The organism is Lentzea sp. NPDC020367 (assembly GCF_044387305.1).
Taxonomy (GTDB): Bacteria; Actinomycetota; Actinomycetes; order Mycobacteriales; family Pseudonocardiaceae; genus Lentzea.
Genome location: NZ_JBIRVV010000001.1, coordinates 769882 through 784945 on the forward strand (window position 1 = coordinate 769882; position 15064 = coordinate 784945).

Below are 15064 nucleotides of genomic sequence, written 5' to 3' on the forward strand. Positions count from 1 at the left end.
GTATTGCTTTTAGCGTGCAGGCATGAACTTCGTTTCGATCCGTGTCATCACCGGCGACATCACCCGCCTCGTCGGTTTCTACGAGCGCGCCACCGGCCTGCGCGCGAGCTGGGCGAACGACGACTTCGCCGAGCTCACCACCGCCAGCGGCACCCTCGCGATCGGCAGCACCCGCACCGTCGGCCTGTTCGCGCCCGGATCAGCAGAGCCCGGCGCGAACCGCAGCGTCATCATCGAGTTCCTCGTCGACGACGTGGACGCCGTGCGCGAGAACCTGGCGGGCTTCGTGGAGGACGTCGTCACCGAGCCCACCACGATGCCCTGGGGCAACCGGGCGCTGCTGTTCCGCGACCCCGACGGCAACCTCGTCAACTTCTTCACCCCGGTCACCCCGGCGGCCATCGCGAAGTTCGCGCGCTGACAGCCCGTCAGGAGGCGAACGGCTTGCCGAACCAGCGGGCGAGGTGGTCGTTCAGGTCCTGCTGCTCCTCGCCGATCCAGGCGACGTGCCCGTCGGGGCGCAGCAGGACGGCCGGAACCTCCAGTGCCGCAACGGGATCCGCGATCAGGTCGACACGATCCGACCAGCCCTCGACGGCCAGTCGCCCGGTGCGGTCGAGCAGAAGGCCACGCCCCTGGTGCAGCCGGTCGTAGAGGCGGCCCTCCGCGAGTTCGACGTCGGGCAGGCGCCGGCCGAGCAGGTCGGGTCCCTCGCCGAAGTCGTAGCGCAGGCCGATCGCGGTGATCTTCTCGATCAGCCGCCGGTTCACCTCGTTGATGTCCATCAGCTCGATGAGCAGCCTGCGCACGGCCTGCGCGCCCGGTTCGGGGGAGGAGAGCTGCACCTGGGCACGCGTGTTGTCCAGCACGTCGGCGGCGACCGGATGACGTTCGGCGTGGTAGCTGTCCAGCAACGTCTCCGGCGCCCAGCCGTGGATCTGCGCCGCGAGCTTCCAGCCGAGGTTGACCGCGTCCTGCACGCCCAGGTTCAGGCCCTGGCCACCGGCGGGCGGGTGGATGTGCGCCGCGTCGCCTGCCAGCAGCACCCGCCCGATCCGGTAGTGCTCGACCAGCCGCGTGGCATCGCCGAAGCGGGACAGCCAGCGCGGTGAGTGCACGCCGAAATCCGTTCCGGCGAAGGCGCGCAGTTCCCGTCGGAAATCCTCGATGGTGGGCGCTTCCGCGCGATCTTCCCCGGCTTTCGCGCACGGGACCACAACGCGGTAGACCCCGTCGCCGAAATGTCCGAGGTGGAACACGGGGCTCGTCTTGCGGATTTCCGCGACCTTGGCGGCGATCTCGTCTTCCGGTGCGGCGGCCTTCATCTCGCCCATCAGCGTGTCGTTGCGCGAGGGCTCGCCGGGGAACCCGACGCCGAGCAGTTTGCGGACCGTGCTGCGGGAACCGTCGCAGCCGACCAGGTACCGCGACCGCAGTCGCTCGCCGTCGGCCAGTTCGACGGTCACGCCGTCGTCGTCCTGCTCGAGACCGACCACCGCGGCACCGCGCCGGACCTGTGCGCCCAGTGCGATCGCGTGGTCGGCGAGCAGCTTGTCGGCGATCGGCTGCTGGATGCCGAGCATGGTGGTGAACGTGGAATCCAGGCCTTCCGGCGTGGGTTTGGGGATGGCGGCGAAGGCGCCACCGACCGGACGTTGCCGGCCCCGTTCCAGAAAGCGGTCCAGCAGACCGCGCATCGCCAGGATTTCCAGACTGCGAATGTGCAGACTCACGATGCGCACGAACGATGCCACGGGCTCGGGTTCCTTTTCCAGAACGAGCACTCGCACGTCGTGCAGCCGCAGTTCGGCGGCCAGCACCGCGCCGGTCGGACCGCACCCGGCAATGATCACATCGAACATGAACCACCCATTCAGCCCCGGTATCGGCGGCCAAGTGTGGGGGCCTCCGGATCTTGCCGCAAGCGATATACCGGCCCGTGCGAACGCGCTCCGAGGTTGCGGGCGAGCCGGTCGTGGTGATCTACGGGCGCTGCTCCAACTGAGCGACACGCCCACTAGATGTAGTTGTCAGCGGCTCGCCCGCGCCCATGTATTGTGCTCCGAAGCTGGTTCGGCCGATCATCCAGATCGGTCGTCGCAAGAGGGAACCCGGTGGGAATCCGGGACTGCCCCGCAGCGGTGAGTGGGAACGAAAGCCGTCAGAGAGCACTGGACATCGATGTCTGGGAAGCGACGGCCGGTAGGCGCCTGGCGACAGGCTCGCCCACGAGTCCGAAGACCTGCCAGCGCCCCGCACGTGCCTGCGTGCGGGCGTCCGCGGCCCCGAGGGAGGGCGGGAGGACGTGGCGGTCGCGCGCGCCCGTTCACTCCTCGCATCCCCGTGGCCACCCGAGCTCGCGAGGAGAGAGCTAGTGACGGCGGTCGACACGGTCACCACCACTATGCGCGTCAAGAAACGCAACGGTTCACTGGAACCGGTGGACTTGAACAAGATCGTGCGCGCGGTGGAGCGCTGCACGGTCGGTCTGCACGACGTCGACCCGTTGCGGGTCGCCACGAAGACGATCAGCGGTCTCTACGACGGCGCCACCACCGAGGAACTGGACCGGCTGTCGATCCAGACGGCCGCCGCCCTCGTGTCCGAGGAGCCCGAGTACTCCAAGCTCGCCGCGGGCCTGCTCGCCGCGTTCATCGAGAAGGAAGTGCGCCGCCAGGGCGTGATGTCCTTCAGCCAGAGCATCGCGCTGGGCCACGCGGAAGGCCTGATCGGCGACACGACCGCGGAGTTCGTGGCCGCCAACGCGCGCAAGCTCGACGACGCGATCGACCTGGAGGGCGACCGGCGGTTCGAGTACTTCGGCCTGCGCACGGTCTACGACCGCTACCTGCTGCGCCACCCCTCGAAGCGGTCGGTGATCGAGCAGCCGCAGTACTGGCTGCTGCGCGTCGCGTGCGGCCTCTCGCAGACGGCGACCGAGGCGATCGACTTCTACCGGCTGATGTCGTCGCTGGCGTACCTGCCCAGCTCGCCGACGCTGTTCAACTCCGGCACGCAGCACACCCAGATGTCGTCGTGCTACCTGCTGGACTCGCCGAAGGACCAGCTCGAGTCGATCTACGACCGCTACAAGCAGATCGCCAGGTTGTCGAAGTTCGCCGGCGGCATCGGCGTGCAGTGGTCCCGGGTCCGTTCGCGCGGCGCGTTGATCCGCGGCACGAACGGTCACTCCAACGGCATCGTGCCGTGGCTGCGCACGCTCGACGCGTCGGTCTCCGCGGTCAACCAGGGTGGCCGGCGCAAGGGCGCCGCCTGCGTGTACCTGGAGACGTGGCACCCGGACATCGAGGAGTTCCTGGAGCTGCGCGACAACACCGGTGAGGACGCGCGCCGCACGCACAACCTCAACCTGGCGAACTGGATCCCGGACGAGTTCATGCGCCGCGTCGAGGCCGACGCGGACTGGTCGCTGTTCGACCCCGATGAGATCCCCGAGCTGGTCGACCTGTGGGGCGACGAGTTCGACCGCGCCTACCGCGGTGCCGAGGAGGCTGGCCGCGCCGTGCGCACGGTCAAGGCTCGTGACCTCTACGGACGGATGATCCGGACGCTCGCCCAGACCGGCAACGGCTGGATGACGTTCAAGGACACCTCGAACCGCACGTGCAACCAGACCGCGTCGCCGTCGAACGTGGTGCACCTGTCCAACCTCTGCACGGAGATCCTCGAGGTCACCAGCGACGAGGAGACCGCGGTCTGCAACCTCGGCTCGGTGAACCTCGGCGCGCACGTGGCCGGCGACGGCATCGACTGGGACCGCTTGCGTGCCACGGTCCGCACCGCCGTCGTGTTCCTCGACCGCGTGATCGACATCAACTACTACCCGACCGAGCAGGCGGCGCGCTCCAACCCGCGCTGGCGCCCGGTGGGTCTCGGTGTCATGGGCCTGCAGGACGTGTTCTTCAAGCTGCGCCTGCCGTTCGACTCGGCCGAGGCCCGCGAACTGTCGACGCGGATCGCCGAGGAGATCTACCTGACGGCGCTGGAGTCGTCGGCCGAGCTGGCCTCGGTCGCGGGCGCGCACCCGGCGTTCGCGGAAACCCGTGCCGCCAAGGGAGATCTGCAGCCCGACCTGTGGGGCGTCACGCCCACGCAGACCGAGCGCTGGGGTGCTCTGCGGGAACGCGTCAGCGAGCACGGCCTGCGCAACTCGCTGCTGATCGCGGTCGCGCCGACCGCGACGATCGCCTCGATCGCCGGCTGCTTCGAGTGCATCGAGCCGCAGGTGTCGAACACGTTCAAGCGCGAGACGCTGTCCGGTGAGTTCCTGCAGATCAACTCCTACCTGGTGCGCGAGCTCAAGGCCCGCGGCCTGTGGACGGAGGCCGTGCGCAACCGGCTCAAGCAGGACGACGGCTCCGCACAGGGCATCGCCGAACTGCCCGAGGACGTGCGCTCGTTGTTCCGCACGGCCTGGGAGCTTCCGCAGAAGGCGCTGATCGAACTGGCCGCCGCGCGTGGCCCGTACGTCGACCAGAGCCAGTCGCTGAACCTGTTCGTCGCCTCGCCGACGATCGGCAAGCTCTCCTCGATGTACCTCTACGCCTGGAAAGCCGGGCTCAAGACCACGTACTACCTGCGCTCGCGTCCGGCGACGCGCATCCAGCAGGCGACGACCACGACCACCACGGCCGTGCCCGTCGTGACGTCGGACGAAGCCATCGCCTGCTCCCTCGAAAACCCCGAGTCCTGTGAGGCCTGCCAGTGACCACGCTCGCCAACACCGCCCGTCAGAACGCCCTGCTCGACCCCGGCATGGACCTCACCCTGCGGCCCATGCGGTACCCGTTGTTCTACGAGCGCTTCCGCGACGCCATCAAGAACACGTGGACGGTCGAGGAGGTCGACCTGCACTCGGACCTCGCCGACCTGAACAAGCTGTCGGAGGCCGAGCGGCACCTGGTCAACCGGCTCGTCGCGTTCTTCGCGACCGGTGACACGATCGTCGCGAACAACCTCGTGCTGAACCTCTACGAGCACGTGAACGCGCCGGAGGCCCGGCTCTACCTGTCGCGGCAGCTGTTCGAGGAGGCCGTGCACGTCCAGTTCTACCTGACGCTGCTCGACACCTACCTGCCCGACGAGAACGACCGGATCGAGGCGTTCGCCGCCGTCGAGACGATTCCGTCGATCCGCGCCAAGGCCGAGTTCTGCTACAAGTGGATCGACTCGATCTCGAACCTCAAGCAGCTGGAGACGCGGGAGGACCGCAGGTCGTTCCTGCTCAACCTGATCTGCTTCGCGGCGTGCATCGAGGGCCTGTTCTTCTACGGCGCCTTCGCCTACGTCTACTTCCTGCGGTCGCGCGGGCTGCTGAACGGCCTCGCGTCGGGCACCAACTGGGTGTTCCGCGACGAGTCGATGCACATGGCGTTCGCGTTCGACGTCGTGGACACCGTGCGCCGCGAGGAGCCGGACCTGTTCGACGACTCCTTGTACGAGGAGGTCAAGCAGATGCTGCGCGAGGCCGTCGACGCCGAGGTGCAGTTCGCGGAGGACCTGCTCGGTGGAGGCGTCGCCGGCATGTCGGTGGCGGACATGCGGTCCTATTTGGAGCATGTCGCGGACCGGCGGCTGCAGGTGCTCGGAATCGAGCCGATCTACGGTTCCAAGAACCCGTTCGCGTTCATGGAGCTGCAGGACGTGCAGGAGCTGTCGAACTTCTTCGAGCGCCGGGTCTCGGCCTACCAGGTCGGCGTGACCGGCACGGTGGCGTTCGACGAGGACTTCTGAGTCGTGCCGGTGCGGTGCCCCTGGCCGGGAACTCCGGTCAGGGGCACCGCTTCGTCAGCAGGCGAGCGTCGGCGCGGCGGGGTTGCCGCCGCCGTCGAGGTTCGCGAGCTTGACGCCGGTCAGGCCGAGCACCGCCTGGGCCGTGGCACGCGGAGCGGTCGCCTGGTCGAATCCCGTTGCGTCGTAGGCGATCGCGCCTCGGTCCGCTGCGGCACCCGAGCAGCCGACCGCGAGCGAACGCAGGAACTGCCGTGCCTGCGTCGCGGCGGCCGGGCGGTGACCGGCCAGCGCCTGCGCGGCCAGGCCGGTGCTGTTCGCGTTGGAAGCGTTGGTGCCGACGGAGAAACCGCCGTCGGCGTTCTGCTTCGACGCGAGCCACGTGGTGCCTTCGGCGGCGTTGACGTTGTCACCGGTGGCGCGCAACGCCTGCACGACCAAGGCGGTCGAGTCCACGTCGCTGGCGCACGGGGTCTGGCCGAAGTTCAGCGGGAAACCCCCGTCGGGGCACTGGGTTCCGGCGAGGAAGGCCTTGGCCGACGCGGGCGTGCCACCTGGCGTGCGCTCGAGGGCCAGCAGCGCCAGGGACTGGGTGAAGGCGTTGGAGAAGTCACCGAAGTCCGAGCGGTCGGAGAACCTGCCCGACGGCGCGAGCAGGCCACGCAGACCGGCTTCCAGGTCGACACCGCCGAACGCGTTGCCGTTCTTGTGCCGCACCTTCGCCGCCAGCAACAGCTTGGCGTGCGCGCCCGCGTAGGCCTCGGTGCCGGAACCGACGTACCCGGTGGTGATCTCCGGCTTCGCCAGCCACGTGATGGCCTTCTCGGCGTTGGTGTCCGAGGAACGGGCGGCGGCGAACGCGAAGATCGCGTCGATCGTCAGGCCCTGGTCCGGGAACTTCTGACCGCCGAAGTCGGCCTCGAACCGTTCGCCGTCGACCAGTTGCCGGGCGAGCCAGCCCGCAGCGGCGTCGGACTTGTTGTGCGTGGCCGCCACCGCGGGGGTGACAGCGGTGCCAATGCCCAGCATCAGGACAGCAGCGAGCACCAGACGTCTCATGAGAACCCTTTCCCGCACTTCCACGACAGGAGTTGGTGAACACCGCGCGATGCGGGTGACCGGGCTTGCCGCGGAGGGCACACCGTTGCGGGACAGCGCCGGATTCTCACCGGACTTCCCCCGCGTCGCGCTGAACGCCCAACAGGTTCTCATGCCGCGCAAGGCCTCGTACCGGGTACGGATGTGACGCTCGCCTCCGACCCCGAAGGCGGTGCCGAACAGCGGTTTCCAGGTGTTAACCTCGCTCGGCTCGACAACTTCATACCTCGCCCGTGACGGGGAAGCCGGTCGGAATCCGGCACTGTCGCGCAACCGTGGGCCACTGTTTCCAGTGGCGAGTCGGGTCACCATCCGGGCGGGGTGAACGGACCGACCGCTGTCGCGAAACGCAGGGGTGGCTGCCGGCGCCCCGCGCCGTCTCCTCTCCTCGAGCAGCACGAGGAGGGGGAGAGAAATGACCCGGCGCAGGAGCCTGGCCGCACTGGCGTTCGCCGTCGGCGCGGGCCTGATCGCCACGACGATCGCCGGAACCGCGGCCGCCGCGGGAGATCGCGACGCCGCCCACTCCAGCTCCGTGTGGCTCTCCCACCAGCTGCGACCCGACGGCACCCTGGAGAACCCGCTCGGCGGCGACCTGCCCGACCACGGTCTGATGCTCGACCTGGTCTTCGCGATGCACGCCTCGGGCGACGGCGCGCTCGCCGAGCCGATCATGAAGTTCCTGGACGACCAGGGACACGCCACCGACTACTTCACCTGGGACGGCCTCGCTCCAGGCCAGGGCTTCGACCAGATCATCGTCGGCGGCGCGGTGGCCAAGACCCTGCTCGCCGCCCAGATCTCCGGCCGTGATCCGCGTGCCTTCGACGGCCACGACATGGTCGCCGAGACGAAGGCGGCGATCCGGCGCTCGGGAGTCGACGCCGGCCGGGTCAGCGACTACTCGAAGAACCCCGAGTGGGCGGACATGGTGAACAACAACGCCAACATGTTCGGCCAGTCCCTCGCCGTGATCGGACTGGCCGTGGCGGGGGAGAACGACCAGCCCGCCATCGACAAGATGGTGACGCAGCAGTGTTCCGAGGGCTACTTCCGGATCTTCTTCGGGTACGTCCAGGGACCTGAGGGCCTCAAGGTGTCCTCGTGTGACGAGGGGAAGGCGGACGGCTCGTCGTCGCCGGACGGTGACGCGACGGGCCTCGCGCTGTCGGCCATGCTCGCGGCGAAGCGCGCTGGGGCGACCGGGCTCGACGAGCCGATCGCGAGGACCGTGACGTGGTTGAAGAACAACCAATCCGCCGGTGGTGGCTGGGGTGGTGGTGTCGGGACCGAGGCGCCGAACACCAACAGCACCGGCCTGATCGTGCAGGCGCTCGCGGACGCGGGCGGCGCGGGTCCTGAGGTCGCCAGGGGCGTCGAGTTCCTGAAGTCCGCGCAGGCCGGCGCGTCCGACGCGGGTACCGCGCTGGCCGGGCAGATCGGTGCGATCGCGTACAACCCGGCCTCGTACCAGGCGGCGCGCACCGGCGGCATCTCCGGCATCGACACGTGGATCAGGGCGAGTGCGCAGGCCTCGCTCGGGTTGTCGCAGATCGGGTTGTACGCGCTGGCCAAGGGCGACGTGCCCGAGCCGACCCCGACCACCACGACGGCGAGCAGCACCCCGACGACGACCACGGCGGCACAGGGCACCACGACCACGCCACCACCCGTGCACACCAAGACCACGACCGTTCAGGCGCCCGCGCCGACGACCAAGCCGAAGGCCGTGGTCCGCCAGCCCGCCCCGGCGCCGAAGACCGTCCAACCGGCCGCGACGACGTCCGCCGCGAAGCTCGGCGCCTACCTGGCCGACAAGCTCGTGCGCGGCGACCACGTCGAGGTCACCGAGAACGACAGGACCTACGTCGACTACGACGCGACCGCGGACCTGGTGCTGGCCCTGCACGCGCTGGGCGAGCAGCAGGAAGCCGCGAAGAAGGCCTCGGAGTTTCTGCTGACACCGGACGCGATCAACGCCTACGCGCACGGCGCCGGGCAGGAGACCGGCGACGCCGCCTACGCCGAACCGCTCGCGAAGCTCGTGGTCCTGGCCCAGTTCCAGAAGTCCGACGACCTCGCGAACCGGTTGCGCGCCGACTTGGCGGCACTGCGGGGCGCGGACGGCCTGTTCACCGACACCGGTTCGTTCGCGGACTCCGAGGACTCCGTCCGCCGCCACACCTGGGCGGTGCTCGCCACCGTCGCCGACCCCGGCCAGGCGATCGAGGCGCTGGCCGCCCGTCAGTGCGAGGACGGCACGTTCCCGGAACGCATGGACGACGCCGACTGCGAGGACGGCGATCTCGCCTCCACCGCCGCCGCGGTCACCGCGCTGAACAGCAGGCCGTTCACCGAGGACGCGCCCGTCGCCCAGGCCCCGGCCGAGTGGTCGAAGGAGCGCGCGGCCGCGTTCGTGAAGGCGATCTCGTTGCTCGGCACCAAGCCGAACGGCAAGGGCATGGTCGACGACGACGGTGGCGCGCCCTCCATCGCGTTGAGCGCCTCGGTCGCGGGTGCTCGTCAGGCAGCGGGCCTGGACGTGAGCGGTACCGCGAAGACCATCGGCGGAATGGTGCTCGCCGACGGGGGCCTGCCGCGGGTGTCCGGCGGTGACGGCACGACCGACTTCGGCACGAGTCTCGTTGCCGCACAAGGCATCGCCGGCCGATCCTGGATCAGCGCGGACGGTTCTCCGCTGTCACCGGTGGTGCGCCTGCCGCTGGCGGACGCCAAGCCGGTCCCCGCGCTGGTCGCCCAGAACGCTCCGTGGCACCCGCCGCTGTGGTCCTACTTCGCACTCGGCGGCGCCATGGTGCTCGCCGGTCTCGTTCTGCTGCTTCGCCGTCGTCTCTCCCAGGGGGTTCAGTGATGAAGAGAGTTCTCGCCGCCGCGGTGGTCCTCACCGGACTGGTCGTCGCGCCCGCTCCTGCCAGTGCCGCGGGCTACGACGGCATCTGCACCGGCGCGGACGCGTTGAGCGGCACGACGATCGTGGTCGACTTCCAGGAACTGGACGGCAACGGCGGGGTGGCCGCGCCGACGATCACGCGGTGCTCGCCCAACGCCACTCCCGGCACCGACCGCACCGGCATCAAAGCGTTGCAGGACGCGGGAATCGCGGTCGCGGGCACGGTCAAGTGGGGTCTCGGGTTCGTGTGCCGGGTGGGCGGCCGTCCGACGTCGACCGAGAACATCCCGGTCACCGGCAACCCGACCTACAAGGAGGGCTGCTTCAACACCCCGCCCGGCTCCGCGTACTGGGGCTACTGGCACGCCGACGGTTCCGGCTCGACCTGGACCTACAGCAGCTACGGCGCGTTGAACCGCAACGTGATCCCTGGTGGCTTCGAGGGATGGTCGTTCTCGCTCAACAAGTCGGCCAGTACCAACCCGGTTCCCGGCGTGACGCCGACGAACCCGGCGGTGAACGCGAGCAACCCCACCGTGGCCCTGTCGATCAACGACCTGGACCGCAAGATCACCCTCGGCCAGACCACGTCCCTCACCTGGACGTCGGCCAACGCCACGTCGGTCAGCGCGTCCTCGGTCTCCCCGGCCAGTGGTGGCGGCAGCTGGTCCGGTTCGCTCGCGACGCCCGGCGGCACGCAGAACATCACGCCCACGGCGACCGGCACATACACCTACATCATCTCCGCGACCGGGAACGGGGTGACGGTGTACTCGTCCGCCACCCTGACCGTCCAATGAGGAGGATCGCCGCACTGGCCGCCGCCACGTTCCTGACGGTGGTGGCGGCACCCGTCGTGCACGCGATCGACCACAGCAAGGGCCATCCGGGCTTCTGCAAGGACGACCAGGGCGTGACCGTCGTCGTCGACTTCCAGCAGCTCGGCGGCGACGCGATCGTGCGCTGCAACCCGCAGGCCACCGCGGGCACCGGGCTGGACGCGCTGAAGGGCGCCGGTTTCCAGGTCGCCGGGGTGCAGCGGTGGGGCGAGGCCTTCATCTGCCGCGTGGAGAACAAACCCGCCGCCGCGGACCAGATCCCGATCAACGGCCGCGCCGGCTACCGCGAGTTGTGCATCGACACTCCTCCCGCGTCGGCCTACTGGTCGTACTGGCACGCCGGGAACAACTGCGCGTGGGACTACAGCCAGTGGGGAGTGAAGAACCGCCAGTTCCTCCGTGGCGGCTTCGAGGGCTGGTCGTTCTCGCTGAACGCCACCGCGGACACGAACCCGGTGCCGCGCGTGGCCGCCGTCCGCCCCGGCACCGAGGGCAAGGCGTGCAACGCGGTCGAGGAGCCGAAGCCGGTCGGCAACGACCTCAACGAGACGCAGGCGCCCGTTCAGGGTCGCCAGCCGCAGGCCACTCCTGAACCGGAGCAGACGGCGACTCCACCGCCGGGCGCGCCGACCGGTGCCTTGCCGCCGCCGAAGCCCCGTGCCAGCGCCACCGCGCGGCCGAAGGCGAACGACCCGTCGAGCAACATCGCGTTCAGCGGCGGGGAGAACGCCGAGGACGTGAACGACGTGATCAAGCGGACGTCCGGCGCGAGCGACTACGCGCCGTGGGCCGCGGGCGGTGCGGTCGTGGTGCTGCTGGCCGCCGGGTTCTTCGTGGCACGGCGGCGGAAACGGGTCAACGAGTCGTGACGTCGTACTTCCTGCCGCGCGACCTGCACCCGGCGGCGTGGTGGGTGTGGGCGCTCGGCCTCGCGGTCGCGGCGACCCGCACCACGAACCCGTGGCTGCTGCTCACGATCATCGCGGTGGCGGGGTACGTCGTCGTGGCCCGCCGCTCCGAGGCACCGTGGGCGCTGGCGTTCCGGCTGTACCTCGTGCTGGGCGCGTGGATCGTGGCGATCCGGGTGTTCTTCCGGCTCGTGTTCGGCGGGGCGGAGGGCTCGACGATCATCCTGCGGCTGCCGGAGATCCCGCTGCCGGCGTGGGCCGCGGGCATCCGGCTGTTCGGCGACGTGTCCGCGGAGTCGTTGCTGGGCGGCCTCTACGACGGCCTGCGCCTCGCGACCATGGTGATCTGCCTCGGCGCCGCCAACGCGCTGGCGAACCCGAAGCGACTGCTCAAGGCCATGCCGCCCGCGCTCTACGAGGTGGGCACGGCGGTGATCGTCGCGCTGTCGGTGTTCCCGCAACTCGCCGAGAGCGTGCTGCGCGTGCGGCGCGCCCGGAAGTTGCGTGGTGGCAGCGGAAAGCGCACGCAGGTGCTGCACTCCGTCATGATCCCGGTCCTGGAGGACGCGCTGTCCCGGTCGTTGCAGCTCGCGGCCTCGATGGACTCCCGCGGCTACGGCCGGGCCGGGCTGGTCGAGGCGCGCCAGCGCGTGCTCACCGGCACGATGATGATCGTCGGCCTGATCGGGGTGTGCGTGGGCGTCTACGCGACGCTCGACGGGTCCACACCGCGTTTCCTGGCAGCGCCGGTGCTGTCGGTCGGGCTGCTCATCGGCCTGGTCGGGTTCCGCATGGCGGGCCGGCGGGTCCAGCGCACCCGCTACCGCCCGGACCGGTGGCAGCTGCCGGAACTCGTGGTGGCGTTGAGCGGACTCGGTGTCGCGGCCGTGCTGTTCGTGACGTCCGGTGTGGACCCGGCGAACCTCAACCCGTCGCTGATCCAGCTGTCGTGGCCGCCGCTGTCGTGGGGTCCGCTCCTGGGTGTGCTGGTCGGTGTCCTGCCCGCGTTCCTCACTCCCGTTCCTGAACCTCCTTTCGCCGCACTGGAAGAAGTGGTCGCGTCATGATCGAACTCGACCACGTCAGCTTCTGGTACGCGGGCCGGTCGGAGCCGGTGCTGCGCGACGTCTCGCTGTCCGTCGGGGAAGGCGAGCTCGTGCTGTTCGCCGGCCAGACCGGCGCGGGCAAGTCGACGTTGCTCGGCACGATCAACGGCCTGGTCCCGCACTTCACCGGCGGCCACCTCGAAGGCGACGTCTCGGTGGCCGGCGTGTCCACCCGGTCGCACCCGCCGCGCGAGTTCGCGCACCTCGTCGGCGTGGTCGGCCAGGACCCGCTGGGGGGCTTCGTCACCGACACCGTCGAGGACGAACTCGCTTACGGCATGGAACAACTCGGCCTGTCGCCGCAGGTCATGCGCCGCCGCGTGGAGGAGACCCTGGACCTGCTGGGCATCGCGGAACTGCGCCGGCGAGCGCTGCGCACGTTGTCCGGCGGCCAGCAGCAGCGCGTCGCGATCGGCTCGGTGCTGACGACGCACCCGAAGGTGCTCGTGCTGGACGAGCCGACCTCGGCGCTGGACCCGACGGCCGCCGAGGACGTGCTGGCCACGCTCGCGCGCCTGGTGGAGGACCTCGGCACGACCGTGCTGATGGCCGAACACCGCATGGAACGCGTGATCCCGTTCGCCGACCGGATGATCTACGTGCCGGGCAGCGGGGGAGTGCTCGACGGCCCACCGCCGGAAGTGCTGCGGGACATGCCGATCGCGCCGCCGATCGTCCAACTGGGACGGTTGGCGGGCTGGGACCCGTTGCCGATGTCCGTGAGGGACGCCCGTCGCCGCGCCTCGTCGCTCACGCTCGGCAGTCCACCGGTCAGGACCACGACCGCGGGCGACGCGCTGCTCACCGCGTCGGGGATCGTGGTGCGGTACGGGCCGAAGGTCGCCGTCCGCGACGTCGACCTCTCGCTGCGCGCGGGCGAGGTGCTGGCCGTCATGGGCCGCAACGGTTCCGGCAAGTCGTCGCTGCTCTGGGCGGTGCAGGGCTCCGGACCCCGCCAGGGCGGCACCGTCCGAGCGGGCGATGCGGACCCGAAGTCGCTGAGCAGTTCCGAGGGCCGCAAGCTGGTCGGGATGGTCCCGCAGACCGCGAGCGACCTGCTGTACCTGCAGACGGTCGAGGCCGAGTGCGCCGCCGCCGACGCCGAGTCCGGTGCGGAACCCGGCCGGTGCCGGGGCCTGCTCGACCGGCTCGCCCCCGGCATCGCTCCCGCCGCGCACCCGCGTGACCTGTCCGAAGGCCAGCGCCTCGCGCTGGTGCTCGCGGTCCAGCTCTCCGCCGCGCCCCGCGTCATGCTGCTGGACGAACCCACCCGAGGCCTCGACTACACCGCGAAAGCCGCGCTGGCACAGATGATCGCCGGCCTGACCGCCGAAGGACGGGCCGTCGTCGTCGCCACGCACGACGTCGAGTTCGTCGCGACGATCGCCCAGCGCGTGGTCGTCATGGCCGAGGGCGAGGTCGTCTCGGACGGCCCGACCGCCGAGGTCCTCGGTGGCTCACCCGCGTTCGCCACCCAGGTCGCCAAGATCCTCGGCGAACCCTGGCTCACCGTCGCCGACGTGCGCGCCGCCCTGCCTCAGGAGGTGCGATGACCACCTCGGCGGTGAAGATCGGCAAGCGGTCGGCGGTCGTGCTGACGCTGGCCTCGATCGCGAGCGTGATGATGTTCGTCTGGCCGTTGCTCGTCCGAGTCGAACCGCAGTCGATGCAGCACGGCCCGGACGCGCCGTTCGTGTTCATCGGCATCCTGCCCGTCCTGATCATCATCGTGCTCGCCGAGCTGTCCGAAGGGGGCATGGACTCCAAGGCACTCGCGATGCTCGGCGTCCTGTCGGCGGTGAACGCGGCGCTGCGGCCGTTGGGCGCGGGGACGGCGGGCATCGAGACCGTCTTCTTCCTGCTGATCCTGGCGGGCCGCGTCTTCGGACCCGGTTTCGGTTACGTCCTGGGCTGCACGTCGTTGTTCGCCTCGGCGTTGCTGACCGCGGGCGTCGGGCCGTGGCTGCCGTTCCAGATGATGTGCTCGGCGTGGATCGGCATGGGCGCAGGGCTCCTGCCCAAACGCGTGAGCGGCAAAGCCGAGATCGCGATGCTCGTGACGTACGGGATCGTGGTCGCGTACGTGTTCGGGTTCCTGATGAACCTGTGGTTCTGGCCGTTCATCACCGACGCCGAGGTGCCGTACCACGACGGCCACATCTCTTACGTGGCAGGCGATCCCGTGCTGGAGAACCTGCACCGGTTCGCGGTGTTCACGTTGCTGACGTCGACAGCGGGCTGGGACACGGGCAGGGCGATCACGAACGCCGTCGCGATTCTCGTGATCGGCCCGGCGGTGCTGGCGACCCTGCGGCGGGCCTCGCGCAGGGCTTCGTACGGCGCGTTGCCGACATTCAGCGACCGCTGAAGTTTCTCCTGATGGGAGAGGGGTATTCGCCGGTTCCCGGAATCCCCGAGCGCGCAGTGGCGCCCAGAGCAGGTTGGTGACAC

Annotated in this window: 11 protein-coding genes and 3 riboswitches; of the genes, 9 read left to right on the plus strand and 2 right to left on the minus strand. The window is 69.8% G+C overall.

The window, feature by feature from the left end; all coding sequences use genetic code 11:
• Positions 1 to 22: 22 nt before the first annotated feature.
• Positions 23 to 421 carry a VOC family protein gene (locus ACH413_RS03425; RefSeq protein ID WP_360030158.1) on the plus strand — a complete coding sequence of 133 codons (399 nt, stop codon included), beginning with the start codon at positions 23 to 25 and terminating at the stop codon, positions 419 to 421.
• Positions 422 to 428: 7 nt separating this feature from the next.
• On the opposite strand, the gene rox is transcribed toward ACH413_RS03425, so the two are convergent.
• The gene (rox, locus tag ACH413_RS03430) at positions 429 to 1862 is read right to left on the minus strand and encodes a rifampin monooxygenase (protein ID WP_360030160.1); all 1434 of its coding nucleotides are present in this window, start codon (positions 1860 to 1862) and stop codon (positions 429 to 431) included.
• A gap of 190 nt (positions 1863 to 2052) precedes the next feature.
• Positions 2053 to 2265: riboswitch (cobalamin riboswitch) on the plus strand.
• A 109-nt stretch (positions 2266 to 2374) separates the two neighbouring features.
• Here rox and ACH413_RS03435 point away from each other — a divergent pair.
• Together ACH413_RS03435 and ACH413_RS03440 are read left to right on the plus strand one after the other, a co-directional pair.
• Positions 2375 to 4729, plus strand: a complete 2355-nt coding sequence (locus ACH413_RS03435; RefSeq protein WP_360030162.1) for a ribonucleoside-diphosphate reductase subunit alpha — start codon at positions 2375 to 2377, stop codon at positions 4727 to 4729.
• Positions 4726 to 5754 (plus strand): ribonucleotide-diphosphate reductase subunit beta, encoded by a 1029-nt coding sequence (locus tag ACH413_RS03440; RefSeq protein WP_360030164.1) that lies wholly within the window; start codon positions 4726 to 4728, stop codon positions 5752 to 5754. Before ACH413_RS03435 ends, ACH413_RS03440 begins: the two co-directional genes overlap by 4 nt.
• A 54-nt stretch (positions 5755 to 5808) precedes the next feature.
• On the opposite strand, the gene ACH413_RS03445 is transcribed toward ACH413_RS03440, so the two are convergent.
• Positions 5809 to 6810, minus strand: a complete 1002-nt coding sequence (locus ACH413_RS03445) for a prenyltransferase/squalene oxidase repeat-containing protein (RefSeq protein ID WP_360030166.1) — start codon at positions 6808 to 6810, stop codon at positions 5809 to 5811.
• A 32-nt stretch (positions 6811 to 6842) separates the two neighbouring features.
• Positions 6843 to 6969: riboswitch (cobalamin riboswitch) on the minus strand.
• Positions 6970 to 7039: 70 nt separating this feature from the next.
• Positions 7040 to 7181, plus strand: a riboswitch (cobalamin riboswitch).
• A gap of 83 nt (positions 7182 to 7264) precedes the next feature.
• On the opposite strand from ACH413_RS03445, the gene ACH413_RS03450 reads away from it, so the two are divergent.
• From ACH413_RS03450 to ACH413_RS03475, 6 genes are read left to right on the plus strand one after another with little or no spacing between them, the layout of a single operon-like run.
• Positions 7265 to 9721, plus strand: a complete 2457-nt coding sequence (locus ACH413_RS03450; RefSeq protein ID WP_360030168.1) for a hypothetical protein — start codon at positions 7265 to 7267, stop codon at positions 9719 to 9721.
• A complete protein-coding gene (locus tag ACH413_RS03455) occupies positions 9721 to 10560 on the plus strand; it encodes an ABC transporter substrate-binding protein (RefSeq protein WP_360030171.1) in 840 nt (279 codons plus the stop codon). Before ACH413_RS03450 ends, ACH413_RS03455 begins: the two co-directional genes overlap by 1 nt.
• A complete protein-coding gene (locus ACH413_RS03460; RefSeq protein ID WP_360030174.1) occupies positions 10557 to 11468 on the plus strand; it encodes an ABC transporter substrate-binding protein in 912 nt (303 codons plus the stop codon). The genes ACH413_RS03455 and ACH413_RS03460 overlap by 4 nt, the downstream gene beginning before the upstream one ends.
• Positions 11465 to 12574 carry a CbiQ family ECF transporter T component gene (locus ACH413_RS03465; protein WP_360030176.1) on the plus strand — a complete coding sequence of 370 codons (1110 nt, stop codon included), beginning with the start codon at positions 11465 to 11467 and terminating at the stop codon, positions 12572 to 12574. The genes ACH413_RS03460 and ACH413_RS03465 overlap by 4 nt, the downstream gene beginning before the upstream one ends.
• Entirely contained in the window at positions 12571 to 14166 is a 1596-nt protein-coding gene (locus ACH413_RS03470; RefSeq protein WP_360030178.1) for an ATP-binding cassette domain-containing protein, read from the plus strand. Before ACH413_RS03465 ends, ACH413_RS03470 begins: the two co-directional genes overlap by 4 nt.
• Positions 14163 to 14981: an ECF transporter S component gene (locus tag ACH413_RS03475; RefSeq protein WP_360030180.1), complete on the plus strand. Its 819-nt coding sequence runs from the start codon at positions 14163 to 14165 to the stop codon at positions 14979 to 14981. Before ACH413_RS03470 ends, ACH413_RS03475 begins: the two co-directional genes overlap by 4 nt.
• The last annotated feature ends 83 nt before the right edge of the window (positions 14982 to 15064 follow it).

Excerpts from the sequence above, each read along its gene's own strand:
- ACH413_RS03425 (WP_360030158.1), top strand. The coding sequence starts at position 23 with ATGAACTTCGTTTCGATCCGTGTCATCACCGGCGACATCACCCGCCTC.
- rox (WP_360030160.1), bottom strand. The coding sequence starts at position 1,862 with ATGTTCGATGTGATCATTGCCGGGTGCGGTCCGACCGGCGCGGTGCTG.
- ACH413_RS03445 (WP_360030166.1), bottom strand. The coding sequence starts at position 6,810 with ATGAGACGTCTGGTGCTCGCTGCTGTCCTGATGCTGGGCATTGGCACC.
- ACH413_RS03450 (WP_360030168.1), top strand. The coding sequence starts at position 7,265 with ATGACCCGGCGCAGGAGCCTGGCCGCACTGGCGTTCGCCGTCGGCGCG.
- ACH413_RS03455 (WP_360030171.1), top strand. The coding sequence starts at position 9,721 with ATGAAGAGAGTTCTCGCCGCCGCGGTGGTCCTCACCGGACTGGTCGTC.
- ACH413_RS03460 (WP_360030174.1), top strand. The coding sequence starts at position 10,557 with ATGAGGAGGATCGCCGCACTGGCCGCCGCCACGTTCCTGACGGTGGTG.
- ACH413_RS03470 (WP_360030178.1), top strand. The coding sequence starts at position 12,571 with ATGATCGAACTCGACCACGTCAGCTTCTGGTACGCGGGCCGGTCGGAG.
- ACH413_RS03475 (WP_360030180.1), top strand. The coding sequence starts at position 14,163 with ATGACCACCTCGGCGGTGAAGATCGGCAAGCGGTCGGCGGTCGTGCTG.